The 12,908-nt window shown below is 65.2% G+C and carries 11 protein-coding genes and 3 pseudogenes; 13 read left to right on the top strand and 1 reads right to left on the bottom strand.

Annotation, left to right across the window (positions count from 1 at the left end):
* Positions 1-89: 89 nt before the first annotated feature.
* The 13 genes and pseudogenes from I6F37_RS45390 to I6F37_RS36825 all read left to right on the top strand — a co-directional run bounded on the left by I6F37_RS45390 (position 90) and on the right by I6F37_RS36825 (position 12,505).
* Positions 90-356: a site-specific integrase gene (locus I6F37_RS45390; RefSeq protein WP_249782201.1), complete on the top strand. Its 267-nt coding sequence runs from the start codon at positions 90-92 to the stop codon at positions 354-356.
* Between the two features lie 119 nt (positions 357-475).
* Positions 476-949 carry a tyrosine-type recombinase/integrase gene (locus I6F37_RS45385; RefSeq protein ID WP_249782200.1) on the top strand — a complete coding sequence of 158 codons (474 nt, stop codon included), beginning with the start codon at positions 476-478 and terminating at the stop codon, positions 947-949.
* A complete protein-coding gene (locus tag I6F37_RS36875) occupies positions 946-1,134 on the top strand; it encodes a hypothetical protein (RefSeq protein ID WP_225131036.1) in 189 nt (62 codons plus the stop codon). The genes I6F37_RS45385 and I6F37_RS36875 overlap by 4 nt, the downstream gene beginning before the upstream one ends.
* A gap of 748 nt (positions 1,135-1,882) precedes the next feature.
* Positions 1,883-3,085: a cytochrome P450 gene (locus I6F37_RS36870; RefSeq protein ID WP_225131025.1), complete on the top strand. Its 1,203-nt coding sequence runs from the start codon at positions 1,883-1,885 to the stop codon at positions 3,083-3,085.
* 95 nt (positions 3,086-3,180) lie between these two features.
* Complete coding sequence (locus tag I6F37_RS36865) at positions 3,181-4,464, top strand: cytochrome P450 (RefSeq protein WP_225131022.1); 1,284 nt, start codon at positions 3,181-3,183, stop codon at positions 4,462-4,464.
* Position 4,465: 1 nt separating this feature from the next.
* A pseudogene (locus I6F37_RS36860) lies at positions 4,466-4,753 on the top strand (ferredoxin); the annotation flags it as partial.
* A gap of 6 nt (positions 4,754-4,759) precedes the next feature.
* Entirely contained in the window at positions 4,760-5,605 is an 846-nt protein-coding gene (locus I6F37_RS36855) for an SDR family oxidoreductase (RefSeq protein ID WP_225131121.1), read from the top strand.
* Entirely contained in the window at positions 5,605-6,948 is a 1,344-nt protein-coding gene (locus I6F37_RS36850) for a cytochrome P450 (protein WP_225131020.1), read from the top strand. The genes I6F37_RS36855 and I6F37_RS36850 overlap by 1 nt, the downstream gene beginning before the upstream one ends.
* A gap of 154 nt (positions 6,949-7,102) precedes the next feature.
* On the top strand, positions 7,103-8,101 hold the full coding sequence (locus I6F37_RS36845) for a polyprenyl synthetase family protein (RefSeq protein ID WP_225131119.1): 999 nt from the start codon (positions 7,103-7,105) through the stop codon (positions 8,099-8,101).
* Positions 8,102-8,288: 187 nt separating this feature from the next.
* A complete protein-coding gene (locus tag I6F37_RS36840; protein ID WP_225131018.1) occupies positions 8,289-9,836 on the top strand; it encodes a hypothetical protein in 1,548 nt (515 codons plus the stop codon).
* On the top strand, positions 9,833-10,720 hold the full coding sequence (locus I6F37_RS36835) for a hypothetical protein (protein WP_225131016.1): 888 nt from the start codon (positions 9,833-9,835) through the stop codon (positions 10,718-10,720). The genes I6F37_RS36840 and I6F37_RS36835 overlap by 4 nt, the downstream gene beginning before the upstream one ends.
* A gap of 456 nt (positions 10,721-11,176) precedes the next feature.
* Positions 11,177-11,331 (top strand): annotated as a pseudogene (locus I6F37_RS36830) (4-hydroxybenzoyl-CoA thioesterase); the annotation flags it as partial.
* An 826-nt stretch (positions 11,332-12,157) separates the two neighbouring features.
* Positions 12,158-12,505: a hypothetical protein gene (locus tag I6F37_RS36825; protein ID WP_306469183.1), complete on the top strand. Its 348-nt coding sequence runs from the start codon at positions 12,158-12,160 to the stop codon at positions 12,503-12,505.
* Here the strand turns inward: I6F37_RS36825 and I6F37_RS36820 are convergent.
* A pseudogene (locus I6F37_RS36820) lies at positions 12,502-12,908 on the bottom strand (IS5/IS1182 family transposase); the annotation flags it as partial. The gene I6F37_RS36825 and the pseudogene I6F37_RS36820 sit on opposite strands and share 4 nt — an antisense overlap.

The raw sequence follows: 12,908 nt of genomic DNA, 5'->3' as shown, positions 1-12,908 counted from the left end.
CGGGAGGCCGTGGCGAGACCATTTATCTAAGAGGCATCTGTTTGAAGGATGGGACCGCAAGTCCGTTCCTCTCAATACAGGAGTGCCTCATGGCCACGATGAGTTCGAGCCCGCTGCGCCGCCGCATGATCGACGATATGACGCTGCGCAACTTGTCACCGTCGACGCAGCAATCCTATGTCTACGCGGTTGCAAACTTTAGCCGACATTTCGGCCGATCGCCCGACAAGCTCAGCCTTGAGCAGGTGCGCGCGTACCAACTGCACCTGATCGGGTTGAAGCGGTCGTGGACCCACATCAACCAAGTGACGTGCGCGTTACGCTTTTTCTATGCGCGGGCGCACGGAGGCGATTGAGAACATTATTTCGGCCTGTGAGCCGGTCAAGCAACCGCTGGTGCTGAGTGCGGAGGAAGTCGCCCGTTTCCTGGAGGTTGTACCGGCCCTGCGCGACCGCGTTGCGCTGGTGACGGCCTATGCTGCCGGGCTACGAGCCGGCAAGGTCAGCCGCCTTGAGGCCCAGCGCGATCGACAGCAAGCGCATGCTGATCCTGATCACCGCCGGCAAAGGCGGCAAGGACCGTTACGTGATGCTGTCGCCGCGGCTGCTCAGCATCCTGCGATCCTACTGGTGTCTGGCCAAACCGCGCCATTGGCTGTTTCCAGGGCGCAATCCGGACGATCCGGTGAGTGTCGGCACGTTGCAAGAGGCCTGCCGCAAAGCTCGGCAACATGCCGGTCTCGATAAGCAGGTGACGACACATGTTCTGCGCCATAGCTTCGCTACTCACCTTTACGAGCGCGGTACTGATACCCGGCTCATCCAAGTCCTTCTTGGGCATGCGCGACTGTTATCGACGGAGCGCTACACGCACGTCGCAACCAATCCGCAGCCCGTGGTGCAGACCTGCATCGTGCACCTAATCCGAGCGTTTCGGCAGTTCTGTTGATTGGTATCGGCGGGTTCGGCAAATGCCGCATTCTCAAACAGGCGGTCGAGGCGTTCGAGATAGCCAATAAGAGTATCGTCGTCCGCCACTTGTCGCGTAACGCTGAGGTAACCAAGAAGAGCCTTGAGGATATCGGCGACAACGCAGGAAGCCGCTCACCCGCTGCAGTCAATTCGGATGCTTGAAATATCCCGTAAAGGCTGCGCCGCACATGCGGCGCGAGAGCGGGCCTTTTGTCGGGCACTTGCTGCGCCGGTTGTCGGCATTGAGACAATGCAAGAAGCCTGACACTAGGAAGTGCCTGCTGAGCCTCCGATTCACTCCGGCACGCGATTTGCTCGTTCACGGCATCATCACTATCGCAACGCGATTGGTCTTCGAGACGGAAACGGCGCCTTCGCTGTTCGCGTCTGGTCCGTTCCGACGGTTTGCGTGGCAATGACTTGTCGCTCGCTTGTGACCAAGAAAATGCAGGAAGTGTTGGATGCGATCTAGAGTTCTCCTTTTGGGAGCCACAACAGTTGCGCTCGTCGCGGTGCAACCAAAGCGGCAGACCTTGAGCCAGGAGCGAACTGCGCATGGCGCTGTGGGCGTGGTCCGGAGGCTATAGTGGCGGACAGGTCGGTGGCGGGTGGGTCGAGCCTCCTTCACCAATCCCTGCGGTCAGTCGATCTATGACAGCCGACGGGTTCGAGCCGCACGGCGGCATAACGCGCACCTGTCGATTGGCCAAGGGCCGCATTTCTGCTTGGGCGCTGGGCTGGCGCGCCTACAGCGATGCGCCTTCCCCGCGCTGTTCGTGCGACTAGAGGATGTCGCGCTGATCATCGCCGCGGAGGACCGTCGTCTACATGCCGTCTTACGTCATTCGCTGCCCGCAGCGCTCGCCGGTCACCTTCCGCCCTTCCATCGCTTAGAGAGTGAAGTGCCACCATGTCCGAACAACCCTTGCCGAGGCTGCCGATGTGGCGCGTCGATCACATCGAGCCCTCGCCCGAGATGTTGATGCTACGCGCCAACGGTCCGATCCACCGCGTGCGCTTCCCGTCCGGGCACGAAGGCTGGTGGGTGACAGGCTACGACGAGGCCAAGGCGGTGCTGTCTGACGCGGCGTTCCGGCCCGCGGGAATGCCGCCGGCGGCATTCACTCCGGATTCGGTGATTCTCGGTTCGCGGGGCTGGCTGGTCTCGCACGAGGGAGCCGAACATGCCCGGTTACGCAAGATCGTGGCGCCGGCCTTCTGCAACCACAGGGTGAAGCTGCTCGCCCAGCAGGTCGAGGCGATCGCCGCGCAGTTGTTCGAGACGTTGGGGGCCCAGCCCCAGCCCGCCGACCTGCGGCGCCACCTCTCGTTTCCCCTTCCGGCCATGGTCATCAGCGCGCTGATGGGCGTGCTCTACGAGGATCACGCCTTTTTCGCCGGGCTGTCCGACGAGGTGATGACGCACCAGCATGAAAGCGGCCCGCGCAGCGCGTCGCGCCTGGCTTGGGAAGAACTGCGCGCCTACATTCGCGGCAAGATGCGGGACAAGCGCCAGGATCCGGGCGACAACCTGCTAACGGATCTGCTCGCGGCGGTTGACCAGGGCAAGGCGACGGAGGAAGAGGCGATCGGCTTGGCGGCGGGTATGCTGGTGGCGGGCCACGAGAGCACCGTCGCGCAGATCGAATTCGGCCTGCTGGCCATGTTCCGCCATCCGCAACAGCGCGAACGCCTGGTCGGCGATCCATCCCTGGTGGACAAGGCGGTGGAGGAAATCCTGCGTATGTACCCGCCGGGCGCGGGCTGGGACGGCATCATGCGCTATCCGAGGACCGACGTGACCATCGCGGGCGTTCATATTCCCCCGGAAAGCAAGGTGCTGGTCGGCCTGCCGGCGACGTCGTTCGATACGCGCCATTTCGTCGACCCGGAAATCTTCGACATCGGGCGCGACGGAGAGCCGCACCTGGCGTTCTCTTCCGGGCCGCACTCCTGCATCGGCGGCGCGCTGGCCAGGCTAGAACTCAAGGCGGTGTTCGGTTCGATCTTCCAGCGCTTTCCCGAGCTGCGCTTGGCCTTAGCCCCCGAAGAACTGAAGTTGCGCAAGGAGATCATCACCGGCGGGTTCGAGGAGTTCCCGGTGCTCTGGTGATGTGCGGACGCCGCTGGGGGATCGCGATCGTCTCCGCGATTTGCCGGCGTGCCTGCCACGTACCGGTCAGATCAGCCAGCCAATAGGTAACCAGGATGGACGTGCAAGAAACAACATGCCGGGACGCCTTCGCCGAACTGGCGTCGCCGGCGTGGATTCACGACCCGTATCCATTCATGCGGTGGTTGCGCGAGCACGATCCGGTGCATCGCGCGGCGTCGGGCCTCTTTCTGTTGAGCCGCCACGCCGACATCTGCTGGGCTCTCAAGGCCACGGGCGATGCTTTTCGAGGACCGGCGCCCGGCGAACTGGCGCGCTATTTCCCGCGTGCGGCGAGAAGCCTGTCGCTCAATCTGCTGGCGTCCACGCTTGCGATGAAGGACCCACCGACGCATACGCGTCTGCGCCGGCTGATCTCGCGCGATTTCACCATGCGCCAGATCGACAACCTGCGGCCGAGCATCGCGCGCATCGTCGCAGCGCGGCTGGACGGCATGGCGCCCGCGCTGGAGCGCGGGGAGGCGGTGGACCTTCATCGGGAATTCGCGCTGACCTTGCCCATGCTGGTCTTCGCCGAACTGTTTGGCATGCCCCAGGACGACATTTTCGGGCTCGCCGCCGGCATCGGCGGCATCCTGGAAGGCCTGAGCCCGCACGCCAGCGATCCCCAGCTCGCCGCGGCGGACGCGGCCAGCGCCAGAGTGCAGGCCTACTTCGGCGACCTCATACAGTCCAAGCGCACCAATCCCCGCCACGACATCGTGTCGATGCTGGTCGGCGCACATGACCACGATGCCGACACGCTGTCGGATGCGGAGTTGATCAGCATGCTGTGGGGCATGCTGCTGGGCGGCTTCACCACCACTGCTGCGAGCATCGACCATGCCGTCCTGGCGATGCTGGCGTATCCCGAACAGCGGCACTGGCTGCAGAAGGACGCCGCGGGGGTGAGGGCATTCGTCGAAGAAGTCCTGCGCTGCGACGCGCCCGCGATGTTCAGCTCCATTCCGCGTATCGCCCAGCGCGACATCGAACTGGACGACGTGGTGATCCCGAAGAACGCGGACGTGCGCGTGCTGATCGCGTCCGGCAATCGCGACCCGGACGCCTTCGCCGATCCCGATCGCTTCGATCCCGCGCGGTTCTACGGCACCAGTCCAGGCATGTCGACCGACGGGAAGATCATGCTGAGCTTCGGCCACGGCATTCACTTCTGCCTCGGTGCGCAACTGACCCGGGTGCAGTTGGCCGAGAGCCTGCCCCGGATCCAGGCCCGCTTCCCCACGCTGGCATTGGCCGAGCAGCCGACCCGGGAGCCCTCGGCGTTCCTTCGGACGTTCCGCGCACTGCCGGTGCGGCTGCATGCGCAGGGGAGCTGAGATGCGCGTCATGGTCGACCAGGATCTGTGCGGAACCAGCGGGCAGTGCGTGCTGACGCTGCCGGGCACCTTTCGCCAGCGCGAACCGGACGGCGTGGCCGAAGTGTGCGTGGCGAAGGTCCCGCAGGCGCTGCACGCCGCCGTGAGGCTCGCGGCGAGCCAGTGCCCGGTCGCCGCCATTCGGGTCATCGAAAGCGACGCTGGCGATGGCGAGCGCGCCAGCGCGCACCCTGCGCCTTCTCCAGCGGAGGCCGAGCGGCATGCCGCGAAAGACCAACACAATCTAGGGCGATACATGGGACGGTTTGAAAGCAAAGTGGCCGTGGTGACCGGCGCCGGAGCCGGCATCGGCAAGGCATGCGCCCTCGCCATCGCGCGCGAGGGCGGCAGAGTGGTGGTGGCCGACATTGATGGATCGGCGGCTATCGCCTGCACCGCGCAGATCGCGGCCGAAGCGGGCCACGCGCTCGCCCTGGCGATCGACATCGCCGATGCGCAGGCGGTGGCAGCGCTGTTCGAGACGGCGGAGCGGCACTTCGGTGGGGTCGACCTGCTGGTGAACAACGCGAGCGCGATGCATCTGACCCCGCGCGACCGCGCGATCCTTGAGCTGGACCTAGCGGTCTGGGATCAGACCATGGCGACCAATCTGCGTGGCACGCTGCTCTGCTGCCGGCAGGCCATCCCACGGATGATCGCCCGCGGAGGTGGCGCGATCGTCAACATGTCGTCGTGCCAGGGGCTCAGCGGTGACACCGCGCTGACATCCTACGCCGCGTCGAAGGCGGCGATGAACATGCTGTCGGCCTCGCTCGCCACCCAGTACGGTCATGCGCAGATCCGCTGCAATGCGGTTGCACCCGGTCTCATCATGACCGAGCGTCTCCTCGCCAAGCTGGACGCGTACATGCAAACCGATCTGCGCCGGCACCAGCTCCTGCCGCGCGTGGGCCGCCCCGAGGACGTGGCCGCGCTGGTGGCGTTCCTGCTCTCCGACGATGCTGCGTTCATCACCGGCCAGGTCGTGTGCATCGACGGCGGCATGCTGGCGCATGTGCCGACATACGCCGACGGTGGCAACAGCCGCGCCGCGCGGCCTGCCGGCGAGACCGCCGAAGCGGACGCGGCGCCGCGCTGCTGATGGACATGCTGCTCAACCCGCTGAACCGTCGGCATCGGCTGCGGCACGACATCCCGGTCGTGCCCGGCGCTTTTCCCTTGGTCGGGCATCTTCCCGCCGTCGTCTGCGACCTGCCGCGCCTGCTGCGGCGCGCGGAACGGACGCTGGGCAGCCACTTCTGGCTAGATTTCGGCCCTGCCGGACACCTGATGACCAGTCTGGATCCGGATGCTCTCGCAGTGCTCCGGCACAAGGACGTGTCCTCGGCGCTCATCGAAGACATCGCGCCCGAATTGTTTGGCGGAACGTTGGTCGCCCAGGATGGCATCGCGCACCGGCAGGCGCGCGATGCGATCCAGGCGGCGCTTCTGCCCAAGGGGCTGACCCAGGCCGGCATCGGCGAGCTGTTCGCGCCCGTCATCCGGGCGCGCGTGCAGAGATGGCGCGACCGGGGCGACGTCACCATCCTGCGCGAAACCGGCGATCTGATGCTCAAGCTCATCTTCAGTCTCATGGGAATCCCCGCGCAGGACCTGCCGGGATGGCATCGCAAGTACCGGCAACTGCTGCAGTTGGTCGTCGCGCCCCCGGTCGACCTGCCCGGACTGCCCTTGCGGCGCGGCCGCGCCGCCCGCGACTGGATCGATGCGCGGTTGCGCGAGTTCGTCCGCGCCGCGCGCGAACATGCCGCGCGCACCGGGTTGATCAACGACATGGTGAGCGCCTTCGATCGCAGCGACGATGCGCTTTCCGATGACGTCCTGATCGCCAATATCCGCTTGCTGCTGCTTGGTGGTCACGACACCACCGCCTCGACGATGGCCTGGATGGTGATCGAGCTGGCGCGGCAGCCTGGGCTGTGGGACGCGCTGGTCGAGGAGGCGCAACGCGTAGGCGCGGTGCCGACCCGGCACGCGGACCTGGCGCAGTGTCCGGTCGCCGAGGCGCTGTTCCGCGAGACGCTGCGCGTGCATCCGGCGACGCCGCTCCTGGTGCGTCGCGCATTGCGTGAATTGCGACTCGGCCAACGGCGCATTCCCGCGGGCACCGATCTGTGCATCCCGCTGCTGCATTTCTCGACCTCGGCGCTGCTGCACGAGGCGCCTGATCAGTTTCGGCTGGCGCGGTGGCTGCAACGCACCGAGCCGATCCGGCCGGTGGACATGCTGCAGTTCGGTACCGGCCCACACGTCTGCATGGGCTACCACCTGGCATGGCTGGAACTGGTGCAGTTCTGTATCGCCTTGGCGCTGACCATGCACGAGGCCGGGGTGCGGCCGCGGTTGCTGAGCGGCGTCGAAAAAGGCCGGCGCTATTACCCGACCGCGCATCCGTCCATGACTATCCGCATCGGATTCTCATGAGCTGGCATCGCATGCCCCGTGTGGTGAGGCAGCGGCGCCGGCGACACGCGGCATTGCTCCACTCGGCGCGCGCGCTCGGTGCGAGGCCGGCAACACCGCGGCGGCTCGCGGCTCGCCGTGGCCGTCTCCTGGCAGGTACAAGGACATGAACAACATGCAGACCGGTTCCACGCCACACGACGACCGAGCTGGCGTTTCCGCGAACGGCGGATCGGGCGCGCAGGCGCGCGGCGCATCCGGCAGGCTGCTGCCCGAGATTTGGATGCAGGACGGCGCAAAGCGGGTCGAACAGGCGCTGGCGCGTCTTCTCTGCGCCGAAGACGACGGTGAGACCGAGCTGATGGCGGCGATGCGCTACGCCACCTTGCATGGCGGCAAGCGCACCCGCGCCTTGCTCTGTTTGGCTGCCGGCGCACTGGCCGACACGCCGGCGCACATGCTCGACGAAGTCGGCGCCGCCATCGAGATGATGCACGCCTGTACGTTGGTCCACGACGATCTGCCTGCGATGGACGACGACGTGCTTCGCCGCGGCCTTCCGACCGTGCACGTCAAGTTCGGCGAAGCCACCGCGATCTTGGTGGGCGATGCGCTGCAGGCGCACGCCTTCCTGACCCTGGCGAGCCTGGATGCGCCGGGCGACAACCGTATTGCGCTCGTGCGCGAACTGGCGCAGGCGGTGTCCGCCGAGGGGGCCGCGGGCGGGCAGGCCATGGATCTGTCGCTGGTTGGAAAGCACGTCGAGCTGGACAGGATCCTGGTGATGCACCGGATGAAGTGCGGAGCGCTAGTGCGCGCATCCGTTCGCATGGGCGCGCTATGCGCCATTGCGGAGGATGCCGCGCACGCTGCGATGTACTGTGCGCTCGATCGCTACAGCGCCCATTTCGGCCTGGCGTTGCAGGTGATCGACGACATTCTCGACGCGACAGTAGATACCGCGACGCTGGGCAAGACCCCCGGCAAGGACGCGGCGGCGCGGAAGCCGACCTGCGCGTCGATCATGGGGCTGCAGGCAGCGCGGCAGTTCGTGATGGATCTGTTGCGCGACGCCGGGGAGGCCGTCGCCCCGTTGGGGCCGCGTGCGGAACGGTTGGCGCAGATCCTGCAGCGGGCCGACGCCTATCTGTTCAAGCACGCGCCATGCGCATGAGCGCGCCGGTCCACATGGAGTCGCCCCTGGGCCGCTGCGATCGGCCTGCGGCAGCGGTGCATGTTGTCCGAATCCGTGGCGCTGAGCGCAGCGGTTGCCCAGCATGGCCGCGACGGGCCTGCGGCGACGTGCGCGGCGTCTGCCCGATCCTGGTTCCCGTCAACCGTCTGCAGAAGGAACATCCCGCGTGAACGCGCTGGCTGAACAGATCCTTTCCGAATTGCGCCACCTGCTGAGCGAGATGCGCGATGGCGGCAGCGTCGGTCCATCCGTCTACGACACGGCGCGAACTCTGCAGTTCCATGGCAACGTCATCGGTCGGCAGGACGCATACGCGTGGCTCATCGCACAGCAACAGGCCGATGGCGGATGGGGAAGCGCAGACTTCCCGCTGTTCCGTCATGCGCCGACATGGGCGGCGTTGCTGGCATTGCAGCGTGTCGATTCTCTTCCCGGCGCTGCCGACGCTGTCCAGGCTGCAACGCGGTTCCTCCAGCGCCAGCCCGATCCCTATGCGCGTGCGGTGCCGGACGACGCGCCGATCGGCGCGGAGCTGATCCTACCGCGGTTTTGCGACGAGGCCGCATCCTTGCCGGGCGGCGTGGCGTTTCCGCGCCACCCGGCGCTGTTGCCGTTGCGGCAAGCGCGGGTCAAGCGGGGGGCCGTGGCGACGTTGCCGAGCGGCCATCCGTTGCTGCACTCCTGGGAAGCCTGGGGGACGTCGCCGACCACCGCATGGCCGGATGATGACGGCAGCATCGGCATCAGTCCCGCGGCCACTGCCGCGTGGCGTGCGCACGCCGTGACACAGGGGAGCACGCCGCAGGTCGGGCGCGCCGACGCGTATCTGCAGGCGGCATCGCGAGCAACGCGCAGCGGCATCGAAGGTGTCGTTCCCAACGTCTGGCCGATCAATGTGTTCGAGCCATGCTGGTCGCTATACACCTTGCATCTGGCCGGTCTGTTCGCGCATCCCGCGCTCGCCGGGGCGGTGCGCGTGATCATCGCGCAGCTCGACGCCCGCCTGGGCGTGCGCGGTCTGGGCCCGGCCGTGCACTTCGCGGCAGATGCGGACGACACCGCCGTTGCGTTGTGCGTCCTGCGCCTTGCAGGCCGCGACCGGGCGGCCGATGCGTTGCGCCATTTCGAAATCGGCGAGCTGTTCGTCACCTTCCCCGGCGAGCGCAATGCCTCGGTGTCGACCAACATCCATGCCCTGCATGCGTTGCGACTGTTGGGAAAGCCCGCCGCCGGCACCAGCGCCTACGTCGAGGCCAATCGCAACCCGCACGGTCTCTGGGACAACGAAAAATGGCACGTTTCGTGGCTGTATCCCACCGCGCATGCGGTCGCAGCGCTGGCGCAAGGCAAGCCCCAGTGGCGCGACGAGCGCGCGCTGGCGGCGCTGCTGCAGGCGCAGCGCGACGACGGCGGCTGGGGCGCCGGTCGCGCGTCCACATTCGAGGAAACTGCCTATGCGCTGTTCGCGTTGCACGTGATGGACGGGAGCGAAGAGCCGACAGGGCGGCGGCGCATTGCGCAGGCGGTGGCGCGTGCGCTGGAGTGGATGCTCGCCCGCCATGCGGCGCATGCATTGCCGCAGACTCCGCTGTGGATCGGCAAGGAACTGTATTGCCCCACCCGGGTCGTGCGCGTGGCCGAACTCGCCGGGTTGTGGCTGGCACTTGGTTGGGAGCGGCGCGTCCTGGCCGAGGGAACAGGAGCGGCGCCATGATTCAGACCGAACGCGCGCTGCAGGAGGTGCTGGAGTGGGGGCGTTCCCTGACCGGGTTCGCCGACGAGCACGGCGTGGAAGCGGTCAGGGGCGGCCAGTACATCCTGCAGCGCATCCTTCCGAGCCTGCACGATATCAGCGCCCGCACCGGCCGCGATCCGCAGGATGAAACGCTGACCGTGGCGTTCTATCGCGAACTGGCGATGCTGTTCTGGCTCGACGATTGCAACGACCTTGGCCTGATCGCGCCGGAGCAGCTCGCCGCGGTGGAGCAGGCACTGGGGCAGGGCGTGCCGTGCGCGCTCCCCGGATTCGAGGGCTGCGCTGTGCTGCGCGCTTCGCTGGCCGCGCTCGCCTACGATCGTCGCGACTATGCTCAGCTTCTCGACGATACCCGGTGCTACTGCGCGGCGCTGCGCGCCGGACACGCGCAGGCGGTGGGGGCGGAACGCTGGTCCTACGCCGAGTACCTGCACAACGGCATCGATTCGATCGCCTACGCGAACGTGTTCTGTTGCCTGTCGTTGCTGTGGGGACTGGACATGGCGACCTTGCGCGCGCGTCCGGCGTTTCGCCAGGTCCTGCGGCTCATCTCCGCGATAGGGCGCCTGCAGAACGATCTGCATGGACGCGACATGGACAGGTCGGCCGACGAGGCCGACAACGCGGCGATCCTGCTGCTGCAGCGCTATCCGGCTATGCCTGTGGTGGAGTTCCTCAACGACGAGCTGGCCGGCCATACGCGCATGCTGGATCGGGTGATAGCGAAAGAACGCTTTCCCGCGCCCTGGGGACCGTTGATCGAGGCCATGGCCGCCATCCGCGCTCAGTACTACCGGACCTCGACCAGCCGCTACGGCAGCGACGCTGCGGGAGGAGGCTAACGTGCGCCGGCCTGAACGCGCGAAGGCGGCGGCGTGCGCGCGCTGCCTTCGGCCGAATCCGACGCAACAACGTCGCCCGATGCGACGGATGCCCTCGTTGTCCACCGTGCAATACGCAGTGGTAGAGAGTCCTTCCGAAGCGGATAGTTGGTCTATGGATTGCCGATCAAAGGGGATGCCATCGCTCATCGCGAAATCCCAGAGATGCAGCTTCGGCAGCAGCAGAACTCCGTTTACGTTCTTGTGCGCGCTGTGGTTGGATGCCCGCAATACGCGTTGACGATAGATCTTCGATATATTCGCCCGAAGTCGATGTCGGCAGCGCAACGCCTGCCGCATTCAGGCCGGTGAATCAGCTTCCGGCAGCTGGAGCCAAGCTCAAGCTTTTGGCGCTTGCTCAGAAAACTGCCTCTGTGTGAGACAAGGGTCCCTGTACGCGCAATAAGAGGAACCGCGCTGACAGTCTCTCTTGACGGCGAAGTTCGAGACGGACGGCACTACATGCAGGTCCGTGTCTACTTTGAAGATACCGACGCCGGCCAGATTGTTTATCATGCGAATTTTTTGCCTTTCATGGAACGTGGCAGACGAACTACTTGCGCCTGCTCGGCAATCCGTTAACGGGGGAGGCGATGCAATTTGCAGGAGAGCCCGCAAGCAAGTCGGTCACGGCGCCACCATTGAAGGTCGGCAAGGATGCTGTTTGTGGCTTCAAGGAAGGGGCGCGCTGATCTCGCTGTCAGATACCAAAATTGAGCGAACCCACTAAAGCTCCTGGGCCGCCGCGACGAATTATTGATTGCGGATTGCTTTAATGGAAGGCTGTACGGTCAAGCGATAAAGCACGAGGTGGGCCGCTCCGAGCTCCTCGATCAGTGTGCCGCAAGCAGGGCAGTGGTAGTTTCCTTGGATGCCACGTTCAGACGTAAGCTCAAGACGGCGAAAACCAGCACCGCATTCCGAGAGTCAAATCACTCTTTTTCATGCGTGGCCTCCTCGCGCCGGCAGTCGTCACATTTCTTTAACATGCGCTTAGTTATCACGCATCTCTCTGGGACGGTCCTTCAAGCACAATTAACATTGAGGATTTGCTGGCGCCTGCGCCGTCGGCAAATGGTAGTCGTACAAATCGGACATCCGACAAAAAATTTCGCGCGCAACTGACGAGCGCTACTTCGTAGAATACGTGAGGCTCAAATCATTCGTTCGAAGATTCTCGTCGTTCCAGTGGCGCTGGCAAACGCTTTTCGTTGAATTATGCACTACCGCCGCGGATTTTCTGCGTTATGAGTCTTGAAGACGGTCGCGCCAGATGTTTCAGGCAACGGCATCGATCAGCAGGGGCCGAACGCGACCGTCTCGTCTTTTTAAGAGCGAATTAAGCCAAGCTGGATTTGATGCCGCCCGGGCAGGAAGCTTAGGTGAGTGGGGCGTGTGATGCGTGCTGCCAACGAGCAATCCGCGGAATCAAATACGAGGCTGATCAATGACATGCCGGTCCTGCGGCGCAAGTGGCAGGTTGCGCTCAAGCCCGGCGAAACGCTTCCCCGCTACGAAAATGTGCTACTGGGGAGCCTCGGGCGGCTTGCCGATCATCTTGTGCTGCTCAGGTGTAACAATGGCGCGTTTGCCGTTTCGCGCACCGGTCGCTATGCTCAGAACTGGCTGGGCGAGGCCCGTTGGGACATTCCGCTGGATGCGTTGCGTCCAGATTGCGCGACAGCCCTCACCGGGGCGGCTTCGAATGCGATTGCAAACAACCATCCCTATCTGGTCGTCCGTTAAGAAGGCGAATTGAGCGCGGCGGGACGGCCGAACGTGCGCCATAGCTGGAGCGGATGAGGCACAAGAGTTCTCTGAGCCAGGCGAGGATGCGGCGGAAGTTGTGGCCCACGGCTGAGAGGATGACGTTAGCCGCATTGCCGGCGCGGCCTTTGAGGTAGCAGCGGCCGAGGTGACCATCGGCCTTCAGGTGTCCGGTGATGGGTTCGATGGCGGAGCGGCGGCGCAGCTCGCGCTTGATGACACCGAAGACGCCGCGCTTCTGGCCGGAGATGAAGGTCCGTCGGGGATTTTGTGCGTCGTGGCCGCGGTATCCCTTGTCGACATAGGCCCGCTCGATCGCGCAGCCGGTGAGTGTCTCGGTGCGGTCGATGACGTCCCGCAAGGTGTGACCGTCGTACGGGTT

The sequence above is a fragment of the Bradyrhizobium sp. NBAIM08 genome (assembly GCF_020193935.1).
Lineage (GTDB): Bacteria > Pseudomonadota > Alphaproteobacteria > Rhizobiales > Xanthobacteraceae > Bradyrhizobium > Bradyrhizobium yuanmingense.
The sequence above is the reverse complement of the archived record's forward strand: the minus strand, read 5'-3'. Positions and strand labels throughout refer to the sequence as shown.

What these genes read in the sequence shown, in the direction of transcription:
- I6F37_RS45390 (WP_249782201.1), top strand. Translation starts at nt 90, where the DNA reads ATGGCCACGATGAGTTCGAGCCCGCTGCGCCGCCGCATGATCGACGAT.
- I6F37_RS45385 (WP_249782200.1), top strand. Translation starts at nt 476, where the DNA reads ATGCTGCCGGGCTACGAGCCGGCAAGGTCAGCCGCCTTGAGGCCCAGC.
- I6F37_RS36870 (WP_225131025.1), top strand. Translation starts at nt 1,883, where the DNA reads ATGTCCGAACAACCCTTGCCGAGGCTGCCGATGTGGCGCGTCGATCAC.
- I6F37_RS36865 (WP_225131022.1), top strand. Translation starts at nt 3,181, where the DNA reads ATGGACGTGCAAGAAACAACATGCCGGGACGCCTTCGCCGAACTGGCG.
- I6F37_RS36855 (WP_225131121.1), top strand. Translation starts at nt 4,760, where the DNA reads ATGGGACGGTTTGAAAGCAAAGTGGCCGTGGTGACCGGCGCCGGAGCC.
- I6F37_RS36850 (WP_225131020.1), top strand. Translation starts at nt 5,605, where the DNA reads ATGGACATGCTGCTCAACCCGCTGAACCGTCGGCATCGGCTGCGGCAC.
- I6F37_RS36845 (WP_225131119.1), top strand. Translation starts at nt 7,103, where the DNA reads ATGCAGACCGGTTCCACGCCACACGACGACCGAGCTGGCGTTTCCGCG.
- I6F37_RS36835 (WP_225131016.1), top strand. Translation starts at nt 9,833, where the DNA reads ATGATTCAGACCGAACGCGCGCTGCAGGAGGTGCTGGAGTGGGGGCGT.
- I6F37_RS36825 (WP_306469183.1), top strand. Translation starts at nt 12,158, where the DNA reads ATGCGTGCTGCCAACGAGCAATCCGCGGAATCAAATACGAGGCTGATC.